Below are 25182 nucleotides of genomic sequence, written 5' to 3' on the forward strand. Positions count from 1 at the left end.
TTATAAAAGTGAAATCCAAATTGCTTTCGGCAGTCGGGCGTTGATCATAGGTTCGTATTCGATTTCATTTCCTGATATCAAAATGTTTTTATAGTTGTCGACTAAATAATACAGAGTTTCGGTTGCAATAGTAACGGAGAAATGTTTCGCCAGGCACATATGTCCGCCCGTTCCAAAAGTCAAATGGTCGTGATTATTATTTCTTTCGATATCAAAATCCATAGCGTTTGCAAAGTGATTGGGGTCACGGTTTGCTGCGGCAAGAACAAGTAATAGGGAATCATTTTTTTTAATGGTGTTGTTATTTAATTGAATGTCTTTAGAAGCAATGCGTCTGGTGTTGTGAATGGGCGGGTCAAATCGTAAGGTTTCTACAACCAATTTTTGAATCCAAATTTTATCAACTTTGTCTTTAGAAAAATTTTCTTTTGAAAGTAGTTGTAGTAAGGAATTACTCAAAAGACCGCTGCCGGCATCATAACTTTGGATAAATAATCCGATTAGATTACTTACGCAGATCGAAAAGATTTCCGTTTGGGAGATAGGGTAGGACTTGGAAATTTTACGGATCAAAGTTTCATGAAACGGTAGCGTTACAAAATGTCTTTCTGTGATGGAATAGATTTCTTCCGCAACTTTGTTGATTTCTTCGATAACTTCGGCTGTTTTATGGGGTTGCATTATTTTTACAAGTTGCGCTATTTTTTTACAGATGAAGTCGGAATCTTTTTCATTGAAATCAAAACTTTTTAGAACCGTTAAGACAGGTAACTTTTTGCAAACCAAATCAACCCAGTTTATTTGGTTTTGAAGTAATCTTTCGGGTAACAGTTCTTCTAAAATTGTATGGATCCCTACTGTTTTCAAGTAGGAAAAAAGGATTTGGGCAGTTTCTTTTGCTATTTCGTGTTGAATACCGTTTGATAATCGCGCCAGGTTCTCAATGATTGTGGTTGCAGATTTATTGAGTTCGCTGTTTGCAGTTAAGACCGGAATAGTTGCAGCCGTATTGCTTAATAGTTCAACACAGGCTGCATAAGAATAAATGGCCCATATTTTATTTGTTTCATCCCAATAAACTGGCTGCTCTTTTATCATTTTTTGATAAAAAGAATACGGATTTTCGACTTCGGATTGTAGAAATATAGCTGACATGTTGTATTTGTTTTTAGCAAAGTTATTTAACTTTACAAGGCAATACTTCAGCGTATATTTAACTATGATTACATAAAATGGAAGATCAGTTTATAAAGGTTGCTTCGTTACTTGGAGATCCAACCAGAGCAGTCATTATGTGGGCCTTGCTCGATGGTAAAGCATTTACGGCAACAGAGCTGGCTATTGCGGCTAATACGTCGCCACAAAATATAAGCATGCATTTGGCTAAACTTTTAGATGCTGGCTTACTCTGTGTCGAAAAACAAGGACGTCATAAATATTATAGATTCTCCAATAAAGAAGTTGCTTATGCGATTGAAGCAATGGCAAGTTTGATTCCGCCGGTAATGCTGCAAAAGAAGAATTCCGAAAAACATTCGCCCATCAAACATTGCAGGACTTGTTACGACCACTTAGCTGGAAAAATAGGGGTTGCAGTTGCCGAAAGCTTAGTAGAACAAAGTATTCTTTTGGATTCTGAGACTAAACTGGAAGTGACTTCAAAAGGGGTAAAGTGGTTTTCTGATTTTGGAATTAATATCGAAGAGATAAAAAAACAAAGGCGATTATTCCTGAAGCCCTGTTTAGACTGGAGTGAAAGAAAAAATCATATTGCCGGTTCACTCGGTGCATCCTTACTCGATAAAATGATTGCCGATGACTGGCTAAGAAGAACAAAGGATTCAAGGGCCATACAAATTACGGGAAAAGGAGAAAAAGAACTATTTAAGTATTTTAAAATTGTTGTTTGAGTGTGAAATGTAAAGAGAGTAATGTAAAATGGGGGAGAAAGATTTTAGTCTCAGTGAGCTGCCTTTACACCTCTGTATCTATTAAGCTTTACTCAGAAAACAAAAACGCAATCACTTTCTGATACAATTCATCATCATGCATGCCGTGGCCTAAGCCTTTGGTCTCAATAAACTGGCTGTTTTTCCAGTTGCTTGCGATTTTTTTTCCTTCTTCAAAAGCAACTACCTTATCTGTGGTGTCGTGCGCGATTAATCCGGGAATGTTGAATTGTGAAGCAAATTTCTGTCCTGAAAAATCTTCCATTTTAAAATTAAACCGATCAATAAAACGGCTTTCTAAAAGAGAAAATATTTTAGTATTCAGACTTAACATCGAAATGTAATTGTCTATCAAAACTTTTAAGTCTGATGGTGCTCCCAGAATCACCATTTTATTGATGCTCGTATCGGGAAACAAATATTGATGATAAACGCAGGCAGCGCCTCCAATAGAATGACCTATAATTAGGGTAGGCTGATATTTTTCTACCGCTTTGTTAATGAATTCGGCATAAAGCGGAATATTAAATTCTTTACCGCTACTTTGTCCGTGGGCGGGAGCATCGATCGCAATAATGGTACTTCCGGATTTCTGAAGATGAGGTAACGTTTTTTTCCAGCGTGAAGCATTACTTTCCCAACCGTGAACGAGTAAGATTTTCGTTTCGTTACCCTTCCAGACATACGTCTGAAAATGATGTTCATTGTGATGAAATGTCTCTTTTTCTGTGTTTTGTAAAACTTTAGGGAGTTTGTTCTTGTCTAATCGGCCCACTCGCGGCTGGCTGAATAGGGCGTAAGAAAGTGCGACTGCTTTTTTCGGGCGAACATAACTCAGGAAGTTAATGTAGGATCCGACCGATTTTAATGTAATAAAACGAATTCCTTTTTTAATGGTCAAAACTTAATTTTTTATAAAGATAAAAATTGGATCTTAAACAGATTAAAAAAGATGCCACAGATTTCAGGAAAATATGTTTAGGGCTTTGATAAATAAGTTGGTTGGGATTATTTTGTCACGAATAACACTAATTGCCACGAATTATTTTTTTGTCACAGATTAAAAAGATTCGCACAGATTATTTAATCCTTTTAATCCTTTAATCTGTGGCTATTTTTTTACTGATAAGCCTTTGAAGTTAGGAACTCTTTGTAAGCTGCAGCGAGAAATAAGGGCAAAAAAAAAGTCCCGATCAGATCGGGACTAGTATTTAGAATTTAGAGAACAATTGTTCCATTTTTTCTTTTTCTTCTTCAGCTAATGCGCTGTCAACCAAAATTCTTCCTGAATGCTCATCAGTGATGATTTTCTTTCTGGAAGCAATCTCTACCTGAGTTTGTGGCGGAATAGTAAAGAATGATCCTGCAGATGCTCCTCTTTCGATTGATACAACCGCTAAACCATTACGAACACTAGTTCTGATTCTGGTATAAGCTGCTAATAGTCTTTCTTCAATTTGAGAAGAATACTCAGCAGATTTCTCTGTTAAGAAGATTTCTTCTTTTTGAGTTTCTGACATAATAGCATCCAGTTCTGATTTTTTATGTTTTAAATGAGAACTTTTTGCGTCAAGTTTTTCTTTTAAATTAGAAATAACTTCTTTTTTATGTTCGATAGAAGCTTTCATTTCTTTGATTTGCTTTTCAGCCAATTGAATTTCTAATTCCTGAAATTCAACCTCTTTAGTCAAAGAATTAAATTCTCTGTTATTACGAACTGATTCTTGTTGTTTTGTGTATTTTTTGATAACCTCTTTGTGCTCATCAATGGCAATTTTCTTCCCTTTGATTTGCTCCTCAACCACTTCAAGTTCTCCCTTCAGTTTCTCTGAACGAGTGCTCAAACCTGCAACTTCATCTTCTAAATCTTCCACTTCTAGAGGAAGTTCTCCTCTTACGTTTCTGATTTCGTCAATTCTAGAGTCAATAAGCTGTAAATCGTATATTGCTCTTAACTTGTCCTCAACACTTAATTCTTTCGTATTCGCCATATTCTATAAGTACTTAACTGGATTTGTATTTTCTTCTGATAAAATGATGGCAAAATTAAGGATTTTTTTTCGAAGATAATCAACAATATAGTTTTTTGTATAGCGTTCGCTCTCAAAATGACCAATATCTGCCAAAAGTAATCGATTTTCGGCTTCGTAAAATTGATGGTACTTTAAATCGGCAGTCAAAAAAGCATCTGCTCCGGCCGAAATGGCATTTTTTATCGCAAAACTGCCTGAGCCACCCAAAACGGCTATTTTCTTTACTTTTTTTCCTAAAAAGGCAGAATGACGAATACCATCGGCAATCATTTTATCTTTTACGAAATGCAGAAAATCATCCTCGTTCATTTCGGTCTCCAATTCACCAATCATTCCTAAACCAATTTGCTGATGTGAGTTTTTTAAATCATAAATTTCATAAGCCACCTCTTCGTAAATATGATGGGCAAAAAGGGCTTTTAAAATTTTAGATTGCAAGTGTTTTTCAAATGTAACCTCTATTTTAACTTCTTCCGTTTCAGTGTGTTCATTTCGTACCCCAATTACAGGATTACTGTTCTCATTTCCTTTGTATGTTCCGATTCCGTTAGAGTTAAAACTGCAGTCATCATAGTTGCCAATTCTTCCGGCACCGGCTTCAAATAAGGCTGTTCTAACTTTATCAGCGTTAGAAGGAACTGTGTAGGTTACTAATTTCTGAATGAAATTTTGCTTCGGAATCAAAACTTTGGTGTTGAGCAATCCTAAAGCATCACAGAAAATTTTATTGACACCTTGGGAATGATTGTCAAGTGCGGTGTGAACGGCATAAATCGCAATGTCATTTTTAATCGCTTTTAAGATCGCGCGCTCCACATAATTTTTGCCGGTAATTTTTTTAATGCCCGAAAATAATATGGGATGAAAACAAACAACCAAATTGCATTTTTTTGCAAGAGCTTCGTCAATGACAGTTTCTAGTGCATCATGGCAAACTAAGACTCCGGTAGTTATGCTGTCAGCATCACCGACTAAGAGTCCTACATTATCAAAATTTTCCGCATAGGCTAATGGAGCCATTTCTTCAAGAACCGCAATTATTTCTTTTAGTTTCATTTTTTTGTTTGAAGTTTCAGGTTTCAGGTCTCAAGTTTCAAGTTTCAGGTTTTTGGGGTGCTGAAAAAGGAAAGCTGAGACAGATTACCACAAATTAACGAAAAAAATTATACTTTCGTAAAATGAATGTACTTCGAAAACTACTTTTTCCGTTTGCGATTTTATACGGATTGATTACTACTATTCGTAATTTTCTTTTTGATAAAGGGATTTTGAAATCTACCTCGTTTGATCTGCCGGTTATAGCGGTTGGAAATTTGAGCGTTGGCGGAACCGGAAAAACACCTCAGATCGAATACCTTATTCGGTTGTTGGCGGATACTTACAAAATAGCAACTTTGAGTCGTGGGTACAAACGACAATCTGAAGGTTTTGTTTTGGCAGACACTACATCAAATGCTGCAGTTTTAGGCGATGAACCTTTTCAGTTTTTTCAGAAATTTCCAAATGTTCAGGTAGCTGTTGATGCGAACAGAACGAACGGAATCACACAATTGCTTTCGCAAACAACAAAACCGGAAGTTATTTTGTTGGATGATGCCTATCAACACCGAAAAGTCAAAGCCGGATTTTATATTTTATTAACGGCTTTTGATGATTTGTACGCAGATGATTTTATGTTGCCAACCGGAAATTTAAGAGAAAGCAGAAGTGGTGCAGATCGTGCAAATATTGTTATTGTAACAAAATGTCCGAAGGATTTATCGGTTGAGAAACAAAATGAAATCCAGGCAAAATTAAAATTATCCGCCTCCCAGCAATTGTATTTTACTTTTATAGCATACGATGATTTTATTTATAGCAAGAATGAGAAAATTGCCGTAAAAGAGATTGAGGATGAACCAAAACTACTTTTGGCCGGAATCGCAAAACCGACCTCCTTTTTTAATTATTTGAAAAATGAAAAGGAAGAATGTCTGACTTTTCCGGATCATCATCATTTTTCGGAGTCCGATTTGGAAATGATTCAGAACAAAGCTCAAGGGAAAAAAATCATTACAACAGAGAAAGATTACGTTCGCCTGAAAGACTCGAAATTGATTTCGCAGTTGTATTACCTACCGATAAAAAGCACATTTATCAGCAAACACCAAAATTTTGATGCTGCGATTTTAGCGTATGTAAAAGGAGGCGTTTGATTTTAGCGGTTTAAGGAATCAATCAAAGAAGCGTGCAATTATACTGTAAAACTCGTCCGGAACAAAGGGTTTTGTAATGACATCATTCATGCCGTAAGACAATAACATGTCTCTGTTTTCGTCTAGTGAAATAGCAGTTAGAGCAATAATTGGTGTTATTTTGTCAAATTCTCTAATTTGTTTTGTGGCTGTTGTTCCGTTGATTCCCGGTAAGTGAACATCCATTAAAATCATATCGAATCGTTTTACTTTTAGAAGTTCAACAGCATCTTCGCCATTATCGACTATTTCGCATATGATCGCTTTATTCTCCAGCATTTTTCGGGTAATCATCTGATTGATTTTGTTGTCTTCAATCAGTAAAATCGATTTGTGTTTCAATTGTTTGTCGTTGTATGGTTTTGATTCTTCTTTGACCTCGAGAGGTTCATTGTTGATTTTAAAGTTTAATTTGAAGGTAAAAGTAGAGCCTTTGCCAACTTCACTTTTTAATTTGATTTCGCCGCCCAACAACTCAATTAATTTTTTTACGATGGTAAGTCCAAGGCCAGTTCCGCCGTATTTTCGGTTTACTTCTACAGAGGCCTGAGAAAAGCTTTCAAAAACGGTTTGCAGTTTGTCTTCAGGGATTCCGATTCCGGTGTCGACAATTTCAAAATAAACGGTGGCATTTTCTTCTTCAATAGCATATAATTTGGCAATTACATTTACATGTCCGTTTTGAGTGAATTTTAACGCATTGTTGATCAGGTTAAGTATGATCTGAGATAATTTGGTAGGGTCTCCAATTAAATTATCGGGAATTGCTTCGTCCATCTCAAGGTTGAAGTAATTTTTGTTAGCCGTTGCGAGCTCTTTTAAGGAGCTTTGAATGTTGAATAACAACTCTTTCAGATGGAAAGAAATATGTTCGACTTCTACTTTTGTGGAGTCAATTTTGTTGATTTCAAGAATCTCATTGATAAAAGTGGTCAGGTAGTTTCCGGAGAATTTTAAAGACTCGAGGTACTTTAGCTGGTTTTTTTTAGGACTGTCTTCGAGCAATAAATGCGTAATACCGTTGATTGCATTTAAGGGAGTCCGGAGTTCATGACTTACGGTTGACAGAAATTCTGATCTGGCTTTTGATGCTTTCTCTGCTTTGTTTTTAGCCAGAATGAGTTCTTTGTTTTTTTCTCTCAAAAGTAAATTATTCTGATTTCTAATAATGTTGTTTTTATAAAGAGCCAAACTCAAAAGCGATAAAATCGAAATTAAGGCAATCGCCAAGATGCTTACGAGTTTGGAGTATCGATACGTTTTTAATTGAATTTTCTCCTCGTTCTCTCGTTTTAAAGTAGTGCTGACAGACTGGCTGTGTTTGAATTTTTTAAACTGATTGGAGTCTAATTTGGCACTTTTTATTTTTAAAAGAGAGTTCTCGATCTGGTAGTATTCATCCAGATAGGAGTAAGCAAGGTCAAAATGTTTGTTCCTTTTGTAGTACTGACTTATGGCCAGAATTATTTTTGATTTTTGAACCAGATCATTGGTTTTGGCGTTTATTTCTAAAGCCTTGTCGAAATGAATGATGGCAGAATCATTTTGTTTCAGCTGCGTTTCAATTAATCCCAGTTGATAATACGCGTCAGTTTTAGTTTTTAAATTGGGCTTATTGTCCGGTTTTTTGACTATTTTTTGAAAAGTTTCTATTGCTAAAGGAAAGTTGTTGCTGGCCTTAAACGCGATTGCTTTTTCGTAGTGCAAAATTTCAGCTTTGTCAACAATATTTAATTTCTTTAAAAGAGAATCTGCTTTTTTATAATAAATTTCAGCGAGCTGATAATTGCCCTTAGCTACATTGGTAATGCCTATGTAGTGTAGTGCCAGCGCTTTGGTACAGGTTGGTTTTGCTTTATCAAACAAAGAAACACTTTTGTAAAAGTTTTTTAAAGCTTCGTTATAATTTCTTTGGTTGTAATAAATTTTACCAAGCTTAAAAGTCTGATTGGCCAAATTATCGGGAAAGTTGTTTGTGGCACAAAAATCAATTGATTTCTGTGTAAAAAAAACAGCCTGATCGAATTTTTTGTTTTGAAGATTGGCGTTGGCTAACTTATTATAATAGAAAGCACTATCTGTATTCTGTTCCACTTGAGAATACAAAAACAGACTAAAAAAACTAATAAGAATTAAAAGATAATGTTTCATGTATCGCAATGCTTCTTACAATGAATCTTATGTTTTTTTCATCAGTAAAATCAAATCAATCAATCGTGATGAATAGCCAATTTCATTATCATACCAACCCACAACTTTTACCATTTTATCAATAACGGAGGTTAGTTGCGCGTCAAACAGACACGAATTTGTGTTACCAATCACATCAACCGATACAATCGGATCTTCTGTGTAATCTAATATTCCTTTTAAATTTGTATTTGAGGCTTTTTCAAAAGCGGTGTTGATTTCTTCGATCGTCACGGCACGTTGCACATTAAATGTGATATCAGTTAATGAACCATCCGGAACGGGTACTCGAATTCCACAACCCCCTATTTTTTCATGCAATTTAGGGAAAATTTTTGTTAAAGCTTTAGCTGCACCTGTAGTTGTTGGAACAATTGACTGACTGGCGCCTCTCGCACGGCGTAAATCCTTATGTGGTTGGTCGTGAAGACTCTGATCAGTAGTGTACGAATGTATTGTTGTAATGTATGCCTGCTCAATACCGCATAGTTCTTCAATGATTTTAATCATCGGAGCAGCGTTATTTGTTGTGCAACTTGCATTCGAAACTATCGTTTCATTACCGTCCAGTATATGTTCGTTTACTCCAAGTACAACCGTTTTTATAGTATCAACTTCAGAAGGAGCAGAAAGAATCACCTTTTTGGCTCCGACTTCAATATGTTTGTTTAAATCTTCATGGGTCTTATACTTTCCTGTTGATTCGATTACAAAATCAATAGAATGGCTTTTCCAATCTAAATCTGAAATACTTTTTTCATGAAAAAATAAAAAATGCTTTCCATCAACGATAATCCCTTTTTCATCGTGACTTACTTTAAAAGGCAAGACACCATGTATACTGTCGTATTTGATCAGATGAGACATTGTTTTGTTATCTGCAATGTCATTTATAGCAACGACTTCAATTTCTGAGTGGTTTAAAAGTAAACGAAATAAATTTCTTCCAATTCTTCCAAAACCGTTAATAGCAATTCTTGTTTTCAAGCGATTTAGTATTCAGTTAGTCCTTTTATCGGATCAAAATAAGCAATCGAATAGAAGGATAAATTTTATAAAATATGTTTTTGTGCTTTGTAGGAAGAACGAACTAAAGGGCCACTCTCCACATGACGGAAACCTAATTCAAGACCAAATTTCTCGTATTTGGCAAATTGATCCGGTGTTATGAATTCTTTTACGGGCAAATGTTTCTTGCTTGGTTGCAGGTATTGACCAATAGTCACTACATCTACATTTGCATTACGTAAATCGGTCATCGTTTGGAATACTTCTTCTTCCGTTTCACCAAGACCCAGCATAATACCTGACTTGGTTCTGTTGATTCCTTTTTCTTTCAGGTAACGCAATACTTCAAGGCTACGATCGTATTTAGCCTGAATACGCACCTCACGTGTCAAACGGCGTACCGTCTCCACATTATGTGAAACTACTTCAGGATTGGCTTCTACAATTCGGTCGATGTTTCTTTCGATTCCCTGGAAATCCGGTATTAAGGTCTCAAGAGTGGTATTTGGGTTCATTCTGCGAATTGCTTTTACCGTTTCAATCCAGATGATAGAACCACCATCTTTTAAATCATCTCGGTCAACACTGGTAATTACCGCATGTTTGATGTTCATGATTTTTATAGATCGGGCTACTTTTTCAGGTTCATCCCAATCGACAGTTTCCGGTCTTCCGGTTTTTACACCGCAAAATCCGCAAGAACGCGTACAAACATTTCCGAGAATCATAAAAGTTGCTGTTCCTTCACCCCAACATTCTCCCATATTTGGGCAGCTTCCTGAGGTGCAAATAGTATTTAAACTATACTTGTCTACCAAACCACGAAGCTCTGTATATTTTTGTCCAATTGGAAGTTTTACTTTTAACCATTTCGGTTTTCCAGTTGGTATATTTTCAATGACTGTTTCCATAAATCAAAATTCAAAGCACAAAGATACGGAATGTAGTTTATTTGGAGATTCGTTTACCGGTTAATTTGCTGTTGATATCTATTAACTGATGGTATGGCTTTTGCGTATAATTTTGTGTTACTGTTAAAATTATGATTTCATTCGGTAATTATGATTCATTTATTTGATTTTTGATTTGTTTATGGATTGAAGTCAAAGAATTATGATATCGGTTTGATTTTTACCCGTATAAAATTTATATCTTTAATTGTTAAAAAATTAACCGAAAAGAAATAAAATAGTATTTCGTTAGTAGTACATTTGATGTTAAATTGTAATAGTATAAAAAACATGAAAAAGAAATTTATTGTATTGGGAGTTTTGTTTGCCACTTTTGGTTTTACTAGAATGAATGCGCAAATTAGTTTTGGAGATAAAGCCATTGGAGCTGTTCAAAAAGGAATCACAAGTTTTACTTTGAGTAATGCTGACGCTGCAAAGTTGTCTAAAGAAGCGGTAGTTAAATTAGATGCAGAACACGAAATTGCAGGTCCAACGGATGGTTACACTTTGAGGTTGAATCGTGTTTTTGGAAAATATACTACCGGTGAAGGGTATACCTTAAATTATAAAGTATATAAAGTTAAAGAAGTAAATGCTTTTGCAACGGCTGATGGAAGTGTTCGTGTATATTCGGGTTTAATGGATATTATGGATGATAATGAATTGCTTGCAGTAATAGGTCATGAAATTGGTCACGTTGCCAATAATGATTCAAGAGATGCAATGAGAGCAGCGTATCAAAAAGAAGCTTTGATTGATGGAGCTGCATCGCAATCAGCGACTATTACGTCAGTTACAGACAGTCAGCTGGGTAAAATCGGAAGTGCTATGATTGATAGTAAGCATAGTAGAAAACAAGAAGCAGAAGCAGATTTGTTTTCGTACAATTTCATGAAGAAAAATGGCTATAACGTGAATGCCGAAGAATCTGCATTCCGAATTCTGGCCAAAATGAGCGAAGGAGCTGAAGCTTCTTTTATCGATCAGATGATGAGTTCACATCCGGATTCTAAAAAGAGAGCCGATGATGCGAAAGCCAGAGCAGAAAAAGATGGTTTGTATAAAGCGTATGTACAACAGAAAATTGTAAACACAGCGCCGTCTAAAAAAGCAACAACAACCAAAAAATCAACTAAAAAGAAGAAATAATTCTTGGTTGTCGTAAAATAAAACCCGACAGGTTTTTAAAATCTGTCGGGTTTTATTTTTTATTAGATTAACCTAAAACGTGGTGCGCTAATACTTTTTGAACTTCATATACGTTTACCGATTTGTTAAATTGTTTTACGATACTTGGTTGTAATTCGCTGGCCACCCAGATTTTTAATTCAGCGTCAAGGTCAAAAGTACCTGCTGTCTCGATACTGAATCTTGAAATGCTTTTGTAAGCAATTGATCTGTATTCGGTTTTGCTTCCTGTTATTCCTTGTTTGTCTACCAGAATTAATCTTTTGTTTGTAAAAATAAAAGTGTCTCTGATTAGTTTAAAACCCATTTCGATTTCCTCACGGTCTGTTAGAAGCTGACCGTAATTTTTAACTAAATCCTCTTGACTAACGGTGCCTGCGTTACCAAGTAAAGCCGAAAATATTCCCATTTTTATTGTTTTTAATTTTTAATACAATTCTTTTTATAAGCTGTAAATGTAGTGGATTTTGCTGATTTTATGAATTGGATTTTTACTTTGTGGAAATAGTTGTTATTGTGGGGAGGAGGGGAGAGTTTTTGTTTCATGTTTCATGTTTCAAGTTTCATGTTTCAACTGAGACTTAGACTGAGACTGGGACTGGGGCTGAGACTCTGCATGAGGGTTTAACCGCGAAGTTCGCAAGGTTTTACGCAAGGGGCGCTTTTTTGCTTGTTAAATGGTGGGGCTGTTAAGTTTTTGAGCCGTAAGTAGGATGGAAAATGTGAACTGAAAAATGTAAACTGTAGAATGTGAACTGTAGAATGTGAACTGTAGAATGTGAACTGAGACTGAGACTGAAAACTGAGACTAAAAACTGAGACAGCACTTTAGGAGAAGGAACAAAAAAAACGGCTGCCTTTTTAAGACAGCCGTTTTTCTCGTTTGGTTATTCAGCTTCCGTTTTGATTGTTATTGGAAGGTTATATGCGGTGCGGACTGCTTTTCCGTTTAGGATTCCGGGAGTCCATTTTGTTTTTAGTGATTTTAGAACGCGAACAGCTTCTCTTCCCATTCCGTAACCAGGATCATTTTTTACCATGATATCTGTTAAAGAACCGTCTTTTTCAACTACAAAAGATACATAAACTCTCAACGTTCTTTCGGCGTCTAATTCCGGTCTTTGGAAATTATTTCCAACGAACGTGTAGAACTTGGCCATTCCTCCTGGGAATTCCGGCATCTTGTCTAATGCAGTTGCAAGCACTGGTTCATTAGTGCTGGGAACTGATGGAGTAACTCCTGTACCATTACCGGTTGACGGTAAAACGTTTGTAGTCGCAATTCCATTTCCTGTTGTATTTGTTACCACAGGAGCATTAACTGTATTTGGAGCTATTTCTTCAACAGCAGCCTGTGATGCCGCAACTACGACCGGATTTGTCAATTGAACTGCCTCTGTTACCTGTGTCGCGGCAGTTTGTTGTGTCGGAGGAGGTGGTGGCGGTGTTACTTCATGAGTCAGGTCTACCTGTGTAACAACGAGCGGGTCGCTTATTGGTATATCAGTTGGTATCGGAGTTACGTCTACTGCTTTGAATTTACTAATCAGCATAGAGGCAGTTCCTAACGAGGCTATAACCAATAATCCTCCGAATAAGGCTGTTATGGAGTTTTTAGCACTTTCTTGGCGCAATTGATACGCTCCGTATTCTTTGTTTTTGTTTTCGAAAACAAGATCGGTCCACTTGGTTTCATAGATGCTTAGTTTTGACATGTTTAATTGGATTTTAAGGTTAAGTAAAAATTACATCATAAGCAACGAAAATTTAATTTGGTTGTCATTAAAAACAAAAGAACTTTAGAGGGTTGATAATTCACTTTTTTAAGAAAAAATACATGGATATTTCATTCTTTACCGAAAGATAGTAAATTATCTTTTGCGTTCAATGATTTCGGCTAATAATTTTTTAGCGCGTAGTAATTTTACTTTTACGTTGCTTAAAGGCTCATCAATTTTGAGTGCAATCTCCTGATAACTCATTTCCTGAAAATAACGAAGCTGAATTACTTCCTGATAGTGGGGTTTTAATTCTTTGATGCATTGTAGTAAGCGGGACAGGTTTTGCTCTTTAATTAAAGCATCTTCGGCAGACGGAGTGGTGTCAGCGATATTGTAAGCCTGTTGGTCCTCAGCATCAGTGATTTCTATAAAAAGATTGGTTTTCTTTTTGCGTAAGAGATCGATATAAACATTTTTTGCAATTGCAATCAACCAGGTGTTGAATTGAAATTCCGGATTGTAAGAAGCAATCTTGTCAAAAGCTTTTGAGAAGGTCTCAATGGTAATATCTTCGGCAGTGGTTTCGTTTTCTGTACGTTTTAGCATAAATCCGTACACTTCATTCCAATAAAAATCTAACAAAAAAGTAAAGGCGATCTGATCGCCTTTTTTTGCTTTTTCTATTTTAGAATTTATTTCCAATGTACAGGTTTTGAAAAGATATTAGTTATAAAGATATTAATTTGCGTGAATATAAGCATGATTTCTACAACAGGAAACCAAGCTCTAAGATCTTTTTCTTTCAATTTTGATGCCGAAAATCCAATTACAATCCATGCAATAGTGTAACGTGTCGCCAGCAAAGCCAATACAGCTATCCATTGAAATTGGAAAGCCAATAAAAGGATAACTAATATAAAGAAAAATAATTGTGAGGTATAAAAAAGACCTAACTGAATTTTATCAAAAACTTTGTAATAATTTGCTGTAGCAACATGCCTTCTTTTTTGAGCAAACCATTCTCTGTAAGTTTCTTTTGGTTTTGAGTAAGTGAAACTGTCAGGTGTGTAAGCAATGGCTGTGTTGTTTTTGTTTGCGGCCTGATTGACAAACAAATCATCATCACCGGAGCGAATCTGAATGTGTTCAATAAAACCATTTACATTAAAAAACTCTTCTTTTTTATAGGCAAGATTTCGCCCGACTCCCATATACGGAGCTCCGACTTTTGCCCATGATAAATACTGCATGGCAGTAAGAACAGTTTCGAAACGAATTACTTTATTTAACAGAGAACGTTCTATTTTATCATAACCTCCGTATCCTAAAACAATAGTTCTGTTCATGGTAAATTGCGAGGTCATTGCTGTAATCCAGTCTTTAGATGCCGGATAACAATCAGCATCGGTAAAGAGTAAGTATTCTTTTTTTGACGCTTTGATTCCTAAGGTCAGCGCATATTTTTTATTGCCCCAAAAGGCTTCATTGTTTTCTACTTTTACCAAACGAACGTTTGCGTATTGTTTCTCAAATTCTTCAAAAGCTTCGAGTGTTTCATCACTTGAGGCATCATCAATTAAAACAATTTCAAAATCCGGATAGTTTTGTTCTGCTAGTAACGGAATGTATTTTTTTACATTTTCTTCTTCGTTTTTAGCACAAACAATTACGGAAACGGGAATATTCTTTGGCGTGATACTTTGTGGTTTACCAAAAGCGAATTTTCCAAAAATACCCAGATAATAAGAAAGTTGGATGACAACAACAGCAATAAAAAAGTAAAAAATGAATGTAAGCATCTGATTTTAATGTCTTTTGATTTTTGAATCTTGCGAGTGCAAATGTACTTATGAATTCCTAATTTTCAATGGTTAAAACCAATTTACTTTCGGCATTTTGACATTTCGTTTGCAACAGCAATAGCCTGAGGGTTTTCGGTTTTTTTTAATTCCGAAATTATGTTTTTGTAATTGTGATCATCCCTGTTTTGAGATAGTTTTTTTGTCGCCTGAATTTCATCAATTTCTATTTCAAAACCAAAGATTCCTCTGGCTTCACGCATTGTTTTCGCAGATAAATCTTCCAGACGAATCGGATTCTCTGAGTTGGCTTCGTATTTATCTACTAATTTTTTAAGTCCTTCGAGTGTTACAGTTTCATCCGTGATTTTAATACGGCCATAAACATGTACGGCTATATAATTCCATGTGGGTACATTTTCATGATCGTACCAGGAAGGCGAAATATAACTGTGAGGTCCTGAAAATACAGCCAAAACCTGGTCGTTTTCTGCAAAACCTTCTGCCTGTGGATTTAATTTTGAGATGTGCCCCTGTAAAACCTCTTTTCCGTCAGCGTTAATTTCGAGTTCTATCGGAATATGCGTGGCACATAATTTTCCATTGGTCTGATTGATCAGAATGCCAAAACTATTCTCTTTCAAAAAAGTTTTGATTGCTTCCGGATCTTCGTTTTTATAGAGCTGAGGTGTGTACATTTTAGTTGGTGTTATCGAGTTAAAAAAACTACCGAAGTAAATAGTTTCAGGTCAGTTTATGTATTTCGTGTAATTTACGATAATTCATTTAATACAGTTTTAGAAAAACAAGTCCTTTTTTTGCTCTCGACTATCGTTCTTAAGTTACCGTTATGCCGTCACCTTCTTTGGCTTTGTTCTCTAATATAAACGGTAAAACGTCGGTCTGACTTCCTTCTGTCATTAAAACAAATATAAGTGTTTTCTTATTGTTTATTCGTCGGTATTACTGTTTTTTATTATTTTGGACTTAAGAACGAAATGAACGAATCTCTATCGTTGTTTTTAATTTTGAATTAGAGTTTCCTCAGAATTAAATAAACTTGGACTGATGCTTATATATAAAATAAGGACTCCAATTAAAGTAAAAGCTGCTCCTTCAATTAAACATTGTATGGCAAAGTCATTAGAAAACAAGGTTCTAAAGGGATTGAAAAAATGAGAGATTACCTCTCTTCTGAAAAATTTCAATCTTAAAAGAACGTACATTACGATTGCAACCAAAATGGTGTTTAGTGCAGAAAGTTTGTTTTTCCAGTTCAGATAAGAAATGATTAAGATTCCAAATGACAAACCATAAAAGATCCATATGTAAACGTTGGGCCAGAAATTAAAACTCTCTTCTTTTGTTGGGAAAAATCGAATCCAGTGTTCTAGTTTTTGATAGTGAAAATGATTCTTTGCGAAGAAAATCTCATCGGCTACCGTATAAAATCGGAGTTGCATAATACCATTAACGAAGAAAATCATTCCTATTAATTGGATTAAAACAATTCGTATGTTAAGTTTTTTCATGTAGAAATTAAATTCTTAGACTATTTTTTAAATTACATTTACTTCAGCTTCGATATGAATACCGAATGTTTTGAAAACAGTATCCTGTACCGCTTTGGAAACTGCTAAAATTTCCTGTCCCGTTGCATTTCCGTAATTCACCAAAACCAAGGCCTGATTTTTATGTACTCCGGCATCTCCAAAACGTTTTCCTTTAAAACCCGCTTGCTCAATCAACCAGCCCGCCGGAACTTTTACCTCTGTGTCCGAAACTTCATAAAATTTCATTTCAGGGAATTTTTGATGGATCTTTTCGAAGTCCGACTTTAATAGAATCGGATTTTTAAAGAAACTTCCGCTGTTGCCCAATTCTTTAGGGTCCGGCAATTTGCTTTGTCGGATCGCAATTACAGCATTGCTCACATCCTTCAGGGTAGGTGTAGTAATGTTGTTTTTGGCTAGTTCGGTCTGAATATCTCCGTACGAAGTATTGATTTTATGATTGCGTTTGGTTAGTTTATAAATCACAGTTGTGATGATATACTGATCTTTAATTTCATTTTTGAAAACACTTTCTCTATAACCAAAATTACAATCAGCATTAGTGAAAGTTTTGATTTCTTGAGACTCAATGTTTATCGCTTCACAAGAAACAAAAGTATCTTTGATCTCCGTTCCGTAAGCGCCAATATTCTGAACGGGAGTTGTGCCAACATTTCCCGGAATCAGGGACATGTTTTCTAACCCGCCAAAATTATTTTCAATCGTCCAAAGAACAAAGTCATGCCATGTTTCGCCCGCCTGACTTTCAACCCAGACAAAATCATCATTTTCTTCAATGATTTTTTTTCCTTTTAAATCAATATGAATTACCAAAGCATCAATATCCTGAGTCAGAAGCATATTACTGCCGCCGCCCAAAATGAATTTCTTCTGGTTTTTATTTTCTTGTAAAACAGTTTTCAGTTCGGCAATAGAGTGAACGGCAACAAATTGTTTTGCTTTAGCTTCAATACCAAATGTATTGTGTTTTTTTAAAGAAAAATTGGATTGAATTTCCATAAATAAAAAAGGCTTTTTTAGAGAATTAATTCTGAGGCCAAAAGTAAGGATTATAATTTATTTGAACTGCCTTTTTATTTGTTATCGAATTCTGATTTTTTCTTTACTATTGGAGATAAAACAAGGCCAATTATAAAACCGCTCAAAAGACCTCCAATATGGGCTGCATTGTCAATACCGCCGGTTAATCCCATTAATAGATTATAAGCGATAAATATTAAAGTACTGGTCATAAAAACAGTACTAAATTCTTTTGGAAATACCTTTTTTAATAGTAAAGCAAGAAATACCCCATAAAGTCCGAAAATAGCACCGGAAGCACCCACACTAACAGTTGCGTCGAACCACCATATACTTGCTAAACTTGCAAGAAGACCAGTTAATAAATAGAGAAGTAAAAATTTGGTTTTCCCTAAAACAGGTTCTAATAAAGCGCCAATAAATAAAAGTCCAAACATGTTTGACGCTAGATGGATTATTCCACCATGAAGAAATGTAGCAGTTAGGAGTCTCCACCATTGCCCATTGATTGTAGAGGGTTTAAAGTTGGCTCCCCATTGCAGTAAATCTTTTCCTTCGAACTGCATAAAACCAAGACCTGAAATAACCATTATAAGAAAAACTATAATGTTAATGTTTACCAAGATTGGTGTTATATAATAGTCTTCTTTTGGAAGGAGAATATCAAAGGCTTCTTTTAGGCTTTTGTTTCTGGCTTTTCTTCTGTTTTTAAAATCGTAAACCGCTCCCGTTTTTAGTTTTGCAAATAGAAGGAAAATTAACGAGATGAAAAGTCCGCCGCTTAATAGGATAAAAAACCACTCTAATTTGTCGCCATTTCTTTTCTCAAAACGTTCCTTATGGGCTTTAAAAATAATTGGTTTTTTAAAATCGTATTGCGTGTTTTTGGTAACAGCATCGTCAAAATTGTCATGATCTTTAGTGTCGCCGATCGCCTCCAGATAAGTGAAATCACTAAAATCGGTATATTTAAATTCTTGGCTTACCGTTTGTGCGAATTCGTTGTGATAATATTTTTTATCATCAGAGGAAAGACTGTTGCTTATACTGTGTGTATATTTCTGTCCCAGCCAATATTCACATTCCGTTTTTGAGGTGTCTTTGGCTGTTCTGAAAATGGGTATTGTAACGTAAATCTCGATATTGAAAGTTGTATTGCCTTTTCCGCTAAGAGAGGTCGTGTTTAGAACGCCAATATTTCTTTTGTCTATGTAACATCTTTTTAAAGTATAATATTTTGTTTTTTCTAATTTCTGTATTTGGTAAATATCTTTAAGGTCGGTTACTTTTCCTGTGGCGGTTGTTAAATACTCTTGGGCTGTAATGGTAGGTATGACAATTATAAGTGCTGCTAAAAAACAAATAAAAGAAGGTGTGTCGTCTTTTTTAAAACGAAGTAATTTTACTTTCGGGTATAAAAAAAAGTAAATCGAAAGGCAGGCTAATCCGATCGGAAGCCAGAATTTTAAAATATCTTCCTTAATAGAAAATAATTCTAGTTGGATAAAAAGAAGCCAGTGTAAAAAAGTATAACCTAGTACAGAACTTATTGTAATTAGTAAAAATGGAAGGTAGATTAATTTAAATTTTTTTGTAAAATCTGTCATTTTGTGTTTCTGAATGGGCAATTTTTGTAATGGTTTTGGGGTAACAGTAAGTTTTTTTAACTGCAGTATTTGTAAAGGCGGTGAGGCTTAGTTTTAAACCTTGCGGCCTTTGCGAAAAAATCCTTGCGAGCCTTGCGGTTAAGTAACGCTACATATCTCGTAAGCCAAGTAATTCATGGTATTTATCTGCAATCATTTTCATGTTGCTGCTGTAATTCGCATTTTCCTCAACAAATTTTCTGTTCTGCAGTACAGCCTGATTTCGGGATTCCGGATTTTCAAAAGACCAAATAAGTTCTTCTGCCAGTTTTTCGATATCGTCAATTGTTATTAGCTGTCCGTTTTTTCGATGTGTGATCCAACTCTGATTTCCGGGAATGTCGGAAACTACAGGATAACAATGGCAGGCCATAGCTTCAAATAAAGAAGCAGAAACCCCTTCTGTTATTGGCATACTGATGTAGATATTCGATTGTTGTAGTAATTTAGGAAGTTCCGTATTCGGGATCCGTCCTGTAAAAACCACTTTATTTTCTATCTGTAAGGTTGAAGCTAAATCCTTCAAATAAGTCAAACGGGTACCGTCACCAACGATAGTCAGTGTGAAATCAATTCCTTTTTGTTGAACAATCGAAAAAGCTTTTAAGATGGAATCGTGTCGGTATTCCGGTTGCAAAGAACGGGTTACGATGGCTTCAATTTTGGTGGAATTTGAAGTTGAAGGAGTAAAAAGAGACAAATCAATACCTTTTGGCAGCACCAAAACTTTGCTCATGTCAACACCAATTTCCTTCATTGAAATGGTCATGACCGGTCCCCAGGCATGAATTAGATGTGCTTTTTTGAAAGCGTATTTCTGAATGATTTTTTTTAAAGGCAATAAAACAGAACCCTCAGGCCATAAATCGGTTCTTCCCTGTTGTGCAATGGCGATGGTTTTGGCGCCTGATAAAGCGGCTAAAAAACCGTAACTGGTCGTTCTTTCAGCAATAACCATATCCGGTTTTTCCTGACGAATGATTTTGCGAATGGAAAGAGGAGCAAACAGGTATTCTGCAATACGTTTGAAACGGTTCAGTTTCGTATTGTTTGGAGTTTTAAGCTCCCAGGTGCAAATCTCAAAATCACCAAACTCCTTCAGGCCTTTCATCCAGGTGATAGCGTCGGCACGATAAGATTCGCCAAGAAAAAGTATTTTTCTTTTCATTCAATGCGTTTTAGCCGCGAATTTCACGAATTTTCACGAATTAATTGGTGTTAATTCGTGGAATTCGTGGTAAAAAAAATATATAGGTTTAAAATTCATTGGTATTTTTTTGCCACAGATTAGAAAGATTAAAAGGATTTAATTCCTGTTTATGATCTAATCTGTGTGAATCTGTGGCGAAAAATTTATATAGATCTAAATCCGTTTCAAAAAATAATCTGTGCGAATCTGTGAAATCTGTGGCGAATAAAATTTAAAATTCATCCGTATCTAAAGCACGGTTGATGAATTCGTTTAAAGGTTTTAACGCAATTAGTTTTTGACTCATTTTAGCAACGAAGTCTTTTTGAGCTACTTCCTTTATGTCGTATTTTTGAGAAGCTGTAAAACTTTTCAATTTTAAGAATTCAATTGCAGGGTGGTCTTTCTCATAACCACGTGGCGGATTTTTAAGTGAATTGCTTTCGTTGATATCAAAACTGCCAAACTCTTTTTTGAAGTTTTTGTCGGATAGAATTCCTTCTAAATCATCGTGAAAAAAGGCAATCTCTTTTCTGACTTTTTTCAAATCATTCGATTCAGGGGAATAAAATCCTCCGGCAATAAAACTGGCACCTTTTTCAATATGCACATAATACCCGGCACGGTTTAAGCCTTTGGTTCCGCCCGATATCCAAACACCCAAATGGGCTTTGTAAGGAGATTTGTCTTTAGAAAACCGAATGTCACGATTGATCCTGAAAGTACAATTTTTGACTTCAAGTAACTCTAATGAAGGGTCAAGCGGTTTCATTACATCCAGAAAATCACTTACCAATTGGTGGTAATCTTTTTTGAAAACTTCGTATCTTTTTTTGTTGTCCTGAAACCAATCTCTGTTGTTGTTGGCTTTTAGATCGTCTAAAAATTGCAATGATTCTTTCGTTAGCATAGTCGGGAGTTTATTGCAGTTGTTTTTTTAAGTCCTGTTCGCTGATGAAACCTACGTTTCTCCATTTGACTTCTTTTTTCTCGTATAAAAACATAGTCGGAAGTTGGTCTATTTTCATCTCCGTAGTCAATGTTTTGTTTTTGTCCACATCAATTCGAACAATGGTTACCTGATCTCCCATTTCCTTTTGCATTTTCAATAAGTACGGTTCCATTTGTTTGCAGGGGCCACACCATTCAGCATAAAAGTCTACTAAAACTTTTTTATCTGTATTCAGTAATTTATTAAAATCATCCTGAGTCATTCCGATTTGGGCGGTTGATGGTTTAGATGATCCTTCTGCGTTCCAGCTCATGATTCCGCCTTCTAATTCGTAGACGGTTGTAAAACCTAATTCGTTTAGTTTTGCAGCCGCTTTTTTACTTCTTCCGCCACTTAAACAATAAACAAAAACAGGTTTTGATTTGTCGTAAGTTGCCGCTTTTGTAGCGAAATCTTCGTCATTCCAGTTAACATTTATAGCATTGTCTATGTGTTCAGATGCAAATTCATCAGGGGTTCTAACGTCTAAGATTTGAGGGTTTTCGGTAGTTTTTATTTTTTCTGCAAATACTTTCGGGCTGATTTCCTCAAAAGAGTTTGTTTGTTTTTGGTTGCAAGATGTAATGGTAAATACGGTTAGTAGCAGTAATGTTGAAAAGAATTTCATGGGACTTGATTTTTAAAATAGTACCGCTAAAGTAATGATTTTTCATTTTTGTATTCTGAATGAAATCATAAATTAAAGATCTTGTAACTCTGATGTGTCGATTTTACGATTGTTTCAGTACGTTCCGGATGCGTATCAGAAATGAAAAGTTGACCAAATGTTTCACTGTTGACCATCTCGATGATTTTTGCAACACGACTTTCGTCTAGTTTGTCAAAAATATCATCAAAAAGCAAAAGCGGTTTTACACCACTCTGTTTTTTCAGAAATTCAAACTGAGCCAATTTTAAAGCAATCAAAAAGGACTTTTGCTGCCCCTGTGAGCCAAATTTTTTGATCGGATAGGAATCAATTTCAAATGACAAATCATCTTTATGCACACCGGCACTTGTATAATGTAAAGCACGATCCTTATTGATGGTTTCCTGTAGAAGAGTCAGTAGGTCTTTTTCAAACAAATGACTTTCATAAACCAGTTGTACCGTTTCTTCAGAGCCGGTTATCGATTGATGGTGTTTGTTGAATATAGGGATGAATTGTTCCAGGAAGTCTTTTCGTTTTTCAAAAATAGATTTTCCAAAAACATTTAATTGCTCATTATATATAGATAAGGTATCGTTGTCAAAAACGTGATTGAGTGCAAAATACTTTAATAGCGCATTTCGCTGTACAATTATTTTTTGATATTGTATGAGTTGCTGCAGGTAAGTGCTGTCTAATTGCGAGATCACACTGTCCATAAATTTACGACGTGTTTCGCTACCTTCCACAATTAAATCGCGATCGGCAGGCGAAATGATTACCAAAGGAATAAATCCGATGTGGTCGGAGAATTTATCGTAAGCCTTGCCGTTTCTTTTTAAGATTTTTTTCTGCCCTTTTTTTAAGCTACAAACAATTTGTTCCGTTCTATCGTTTTTCTCTAATTCCGCATCAATTACAAAAAACTCTTCACCATGTTTGATGTTTTGCACGGCCAAGGGATTGAAATAACTTTTTCCATACGCCAAATGATAAATAGCGTCAAGTACATTCGTTTTTCCAATTCCGTTTTTTCCAACAAAACAATTAATCTTAGTGTCGAAATCAAAACTGACTTCGGAGAAATTTTTATAATTGAATAAAGAGATTTTGTTTAAATGCATTTTTAAGCTCTAAGGATAAAATTGGTTCTTTTATTGCGGTACTTTTTCTTTCAGATTCGTTTTTTCGTCCATCGATTTAGAAGTTTTAAAAGAATTACTGTGCTAAAACTTCTTTTTGGTCTTTTTAAATCAGTGATAATTGGTGAAATCTGTAGCAAAAACAATAGTTTCAGCTGAGATAAGCCAGGTTTGGAAACCATAAAATTTGAGGGTGCAAATTATCGAAAAATATCGATATAAAAGACTTTTAGTGCTTTTGAGGATGAATTATTTTGTTGCTGAAGTGGAAGGACTTAGGAGAATTGAAATTATTTTTTCTAAAATAGTGATAAAATTGATTTTTTTTACGTCGGTTTCAATAAAAATTTTATTTTTGCCGTTCACTAAATTAATTTTAAATGGCTACTTACAATAAAAGAGGATATAAAGCACCAAAAGAAAAGGAAGTTAAAGAAGTAAATGAGGAACAACAAGTAATCATTGACGAGAAAGACAGCACAACAGCTGGTGTTTTTTCTAAGTTAGATGAGACTGCTTCTAAAACTGAGGATTGGGTTGCTAAAAATCAAAAAATCATTATTGGTTTAGTTGCCGGTATTGCGGTTGCGACAATTGGATATTTGGCTTACCAAAAATTTATTGAAGCACCTAAGCAAGATGAGGCTGCAAACGAAATGTTTGTTGCTCAACAAAATTTTCAAAAAGCAACAGACGGTGTAGCTAGTGATTCTTTATACAAATTGGCATTAAACGGTTCTGAAGGGAAATTCGGATTTGTGAAAATTGCTGACGAATATTCTGGAACTGATGCCGGAAACTTAGCGAACTACTATGCAGGTATGGCTTATTTGAATACAGGTAAATTTGACGATGCTATTAAATATTTAGGGGACTTTAAATCAGAAGATTTGATTTTAAGTGCTTTGGCTAAAGGAGCAATCGGAGATGCTTACTCTCAAAAAAATCAACAAAAAGAAGCTTTAAGCTATTATGTAAAAGCGGCTGAATCTAATAAAAACGATTTTACAACACCTCGTTTCTTGCTAAAAGCCGGTAAAACTGCTTTGGCTTTAGGTCAAAAAGAAGATGCTTTAAAGTATTTTACAGACATCAAAGAAAACTTCGATGCAACTCCGGAAGCTGCTTCTGTTGATGTATTGATTGGATTAGCGCAATAAAAATATTAGAATGTAGATTTTAGATTGTAGATTTGTATTTCAGAATCTGAAATCTAAAGTAAAATCTAAAATCTTAAATATAAAGATGGCTACCGAAAATAAAAATTTATCAGAATACGATAAAAACACAATCCCAAATGCGAAAGACTTTCGATTTGGGATTGTTGTTTCTGAGTGGAATGAAACGATAACAGAAGGACTTTACAATGGTGCATTTGATGCCTTGGTTGATTGTGATGTTCCGGCTCGACAAATTATCCGTTGGAATGTTCCGGGAAGTTTTGAGCTGATTTATGGCGCAAAAAAAATGCTTCAAACCCAAAATGTTGATGCCGTTATCGTAATTGGATGCGTAATCCAGGGAGAGACGAAACATTTTGATTTTGTGTGTGAAGGCGTAACACAAGGAATTAAAGATCTGAATGTTCAAACAGATATTCCGGTTATTTTTTGTGTTTTGACTGATAACACCATGCAACAATCTATTGACAGAAGTGGCGGAATTCACGGAAACAAAGGAACAGAAGCGGCAATTGCAGCTATCAAAATGGCCTATATCCGTCAACAAGCCTCTATGTCGCATCCGTTCAATCAGCCTTTGTTGTCTTCAGGTGCACTTCAAATTGAAGAAACACAAAAAAAGATAGAGAAAAAATAAAACACAATCGTTTTAAAAATACTAAAACCTATACTGTGTAAAAATAGTATAGGTTTTTTGTTTTTTTTATGAGTTTAG

Annotated in this window: 24 protein-coding genes; 5 read left to right on the plus strand and 19 right to left on the minus strand. The window is 35.3% G+C overall.

Translation table 11 applies throughout. From position 1 onward, the window contains the following. Positions 1 to 1155, minus strand: coding sequence for a cytochrome P450 (locus ACHRV3_RS10575; protein ID WP_395434602.1), 1155 nt, complete (start codon positions 1153 to 1155; stop codon positions 1 to 3). A gap of 77 nt (positions 1156 to 1232) precedes the next feature. On the opposite strand from ACHRV3_RS10575, the gene ACHRV3_RS10580 reads away from it, so the two are divergent. Next, on the plus strand, positions 1233 to 1910 hold the full coding sequence (locus ACHRV3_RS10580; RefSeq protein ID WP_395434603.1) for an ArsR/SmtB family transcription factor: 678 nt from the start codon (positions 1233 to 1235) through the stop codon (positions 1908 to 1910). An 88-nt stretch (positions 1911 to 1998) separates the two neighbouring features. Here ACHRV3_RS10580 and ACHRV3_RS10585 read toward each other — a convergent pair whose 3' ends face one another. The 3 genes from ACHRV3_RS10585 to ACHRV3_RS10595 form a co-directional block, all read right to left on the minus strand. Beyond that, on the minus strand, positions 1999 to 2850 hold the full coding sequence (locus ACHRV3_RS10585) for an alpha/beta fold hydrolase (protein WP_395434604.1): 852 nt from the start codon (positions 2848 to 2850) through the stop codon (positions 1999 to 2001). A 310-nt stretch (positions 2851 to 3160) separates the two neighbouring features. Beyond that, positions 3161 to 3940: a zinc ribbon domain-containing protein gene (locus ACHRV3_RS10590; protein ID WP_047774104.1), complete on the minus strand. Its 780-nt coding sequence runs from the start codon at positions 3938 to 3940 to the stop codon at positions 3161 to 3163. A gap of 3 nt (positions 3941 to 3943) precedes the next feature. Further along, on the minus strand, positions 3944 to 5038 hold the full coding sequence (locus ACHRV3_RS10595) for a Nif3-like dinuclear metal center hexameric protein (RefSeq protein WP_395434606.1): 1095 nt from the start codon (positions 5036 to 5038) through the stop codon (positions 3944 to 3946). A gap of 122 nt (positions 5039 to 5160) precedes the next feature. Here ACHRV3_RS10595 and lpxK point away from each other — a divergent pair, with 122 nt between their 5' ends. Further along, on the plus strand, positions 5161 to 6177 hold the full coding sequence (gene lpxK / locus ACHRV3_RS10600) for a tetraacyldisaccharide 4'-kinase (RefSeq protein WP_395434608.1): 1017 nt from the start codon (positions 5161 to 5163) through the stop codon (positions 6175 to 6177). A gap of 18 nt (positions 6178 to 6195) precedes the next feature. On the opposite strand, the gene ACHRV3_RS10605 is transcribed toward lpxK, so the two are convergent. From ACHRV3_RS10605 to lipA, 3 genes are all read right to left on the minus strand, one after another. Continuing rightward, positions 6196 to 8367: an ATP-binding protein gene (locus ACHRV3_RS10605; RefSeq protein ID WP_395427227.1), complete on the minus strand. Its 2172-nt coding sequence runs from the start codon at positions 8365 to 8367 to the stop codon at positions 6196 to 6198. Between the two features lie 27 nt (positions 8368 to 8394). Next, complete coding sequence (gap, locus tag ACHRV3_RS10610; protein WP_395434609.1) at positions 8395 to 9393, minus strand: type I glyceraldehyde-3-phosphate dehydrogenase; 999 nt, start codon at positions 9391 to 9393, stop codon at positions 8395 to 8397. Between the two features lie 65 nt (positions 9394 to 9458). Next, complete coding sequence (gene lipA / locus ACHRV3_RS10615; protein ID WP_047774095.1) at positions 9459 to 10325, minus strand: lipoyl synthase; 867 nt, start codon at positions 10323 to 10325, stop codon at positions 9459 to 9461. A gap of 330 nt (positions 10326 to 10655) precedes the next feature. Here lipA and ACHRV3_RS10620 point away from each other — a divergent pair, with 330 nt between their 5' ends. Beyond that, positions 10656 to 11516: a M48 family metalloprotease gene (locus ACHRV3_RS10620; RefSeq protein WP_395434610.1), complete on the plus strand. Its 861-nt coding sequence runs from the start codon at positions 10656 to 10658 to the stop codon at positions 11514 to 11516. 67 nt (positions 11517 to 11583) lie between these two features. Here the strand turns inward: ACHRV3_RS10620 and ACHRV3_RS10625 are convergent, their stop codons facing one another. The 12 genes from ACHRV3_RS10625 to recF all read right to left on the minus strand — a co-directional run bounded on the left by ACHRV3_RS10625 (position 11584) and on the right by recF (position 23268). Then, positions 11584 to 11964: a PH domain-containing protein gene (locus tag ACHRV3_RS10625; RefSeq protein WP_047774091.1), complete on the minus strand. Its 381-nt coding sequence runs from the start codon at positions 11962 to 11964 to the stop codon at positions 11584 to 11586. A 478-nt stretch (positions 11965 to 12442) separates the two neighbouring features. Continuing rightward, entirely contained in the window at positions 12443 to 13270 is an 828-nt protein-coding gene (locus ACHRV3_RS10630) for an energy transducer TonB (RefSeq protein ID WP_395434611.1), read from the minus strand. A gap of 156 nt (positions 13271 to 13426) precedes the next feature. Continuing rightward, positions 13427 to 13978 carry an RNA polymerase sigma factor gene (locus tag ACHRV3_RS10635; RefSeq protein ID WP_047774088.1) on the minus strand — a complete coding sequence of 184 codons (552 nt, stop codon included), beginning with the start codon at positions 13976 to 13978 and terminating at the stop codon, positions 13427 to 13429. Further along, positions 13969 to 15075, minus strand: coding sequence for a glycosyltransferase (locus ACHRV3_RS10640; RefSeq protein ID WP_047774085.1), 1107 nt, complete (start codon positions 15073 to 15075; stop codon positions 13969 to 13971). The genes ACHRV3_RS10635 and ACHRV3_RS10640 overlap by 10 nt, the downstream gene beginning before the upstream one ends. An 83-nt stretch (positions 15076 to 15158) precedes the next feature. Continuing rightward, the gene (locus ACHRV3_RS10645; RefSeq protein WP_047774083.1) at positions 15159 to 15773 is read right to left on the minus strand and encodes an FMN-binding negative transcriptional regulator; all 615 of its coding nucleotides are present in this window, start codon (positions 15771 to 15773) and stop codon (positions 15159 to 15161) included. A gap of 324 nt (positions 15774 to 16097) precedes the next feature. Beyond that, entirely contained in the window at positions 16098 to 16607 is a 510-nt protein-coding gene (locus ACHRV3_RS10650; protein WP_395434612.1) for a hypothetical protein, read from the minus strand. Positions 16608 to 16634: 27 nt separating this feature from the next. Then, positions 16635 to 17648 (minus strand): UDP-N-acetylmuramate dehydrogenase, encoded by a 1014-nt coding sequence (murB, locus tag ACHRV3_RS10655; RefSeq protein ID WP_395434613.1) that lies wholly within the window; start codon positions 17646 to 17648, stop codon positions 16635 to 16637. A gap of 74 nt (positions 17649 to 17722) precedes the next feature. Next, the gene (locus tag ACHRV3_RS10660) at positions 17723 to 19276 is read right to left on the minus strand and encodes a rhomboid family intramembrane serine protease (protein WP_395434614.1); all 1554 of its coding nucleotides are present in this window, start codon (positions 19274 to 19276) and stop codon (positions 17723 to 17725) included. Positions 19277 to 19424: 148 nt separating this feature from the next. Then, positions 19425 to 20483 carry a glycosyltransferase gene (locus ACHRV3_RS10665; RefSeq protein WP_395434616.1) on the minus strand — a complete coding sequence of 353 codons (1059 nt, stop codon included), beginning with the start codon at positions 20481 to 20483 and terminating at the stop codon, positions 19425 to 19427. Between the two features lie 253 nt (positions 20484 to 20736). After that, positions 20737 to 21414 (minus strand): DUF2461 domain-containing protein, encoded by a 678-nt coding sequence (locus ACHRV3_RS10670; RefSeq protein WP_395434617.1) that lies wholly within the window; start codon positions 21412 to 21414, stop codon positions 20737 to 20739. Between the two features lie 10 nt (positions 21415 to 21424). Further along, on the minus strand, positions 21425 to 22123 hold the full coding sequence (locus tag ACHRV3_RS10675) for a thioredoxin domain-containing protein (RefSeq protein WP_395434618.1): 699 nt from the start codon (positions 22121 to 22123) through the stop codon (positions 21425 to 21427). A 65-nt stretch (positions 22124 to 22188) separates the two neighbouring features. Then, the gene (gene recF, locus ACHRV3_RS10680; protein WP_047774069.1) at positions 22189 to 23268 is read right to left on the minus strand and encodes a DNA replication/repair protein RecF; all 1080 of its coding nucleotides are present in this window, start codon (positions 23266 to 23268) and stop codon (positions 22189 to 22191) included. A gap of 398 nt (positions 23269 to 23666) precedes the next feature. Between recF and ACHRV3_RS10685 the strand changes: the two genes are divergently transcribed. Next, positions 23667 to 24446 (plus strand): tetratricopeptide repeat protein, encoded by a 780-nt coding sequence (locus ACHRV3_RS10685; RefSeq protein WP_047774067.1) that lies wholly within the window; start codon positions 23667 to 23669, stop codon positions 24444 to 24446. Between the two features lie 85 nt (positions 24447 to 24531). Next, positions 24532 to 25104 (plus strand): 6,7-dimethyl-8-ribityllumazine synthase, encoded by a 573-nt coding sequence (gene ribH, locus ACHRV3_RS10690; RefSeq protein WP_047774065.1) that lies wholly within the window; start codon positions 24532 to 24534, stop codon positions 25102 to 25104. Positions 25105 to 25182: the final 78 nt, after the last annotated feature.

The sequence above is a fragment of the Flavobacterium sp. FlaQc-49 genome (genome assembly GCF_044005985.1).
Taxonomy (GTDB): domain Bacteria; phylum Bacteroidota; class Bacteroidia; order Flavobacteriales; family Flavobacteriaceae; genus Flavobacterium; species Flavobacterium cupriresistens.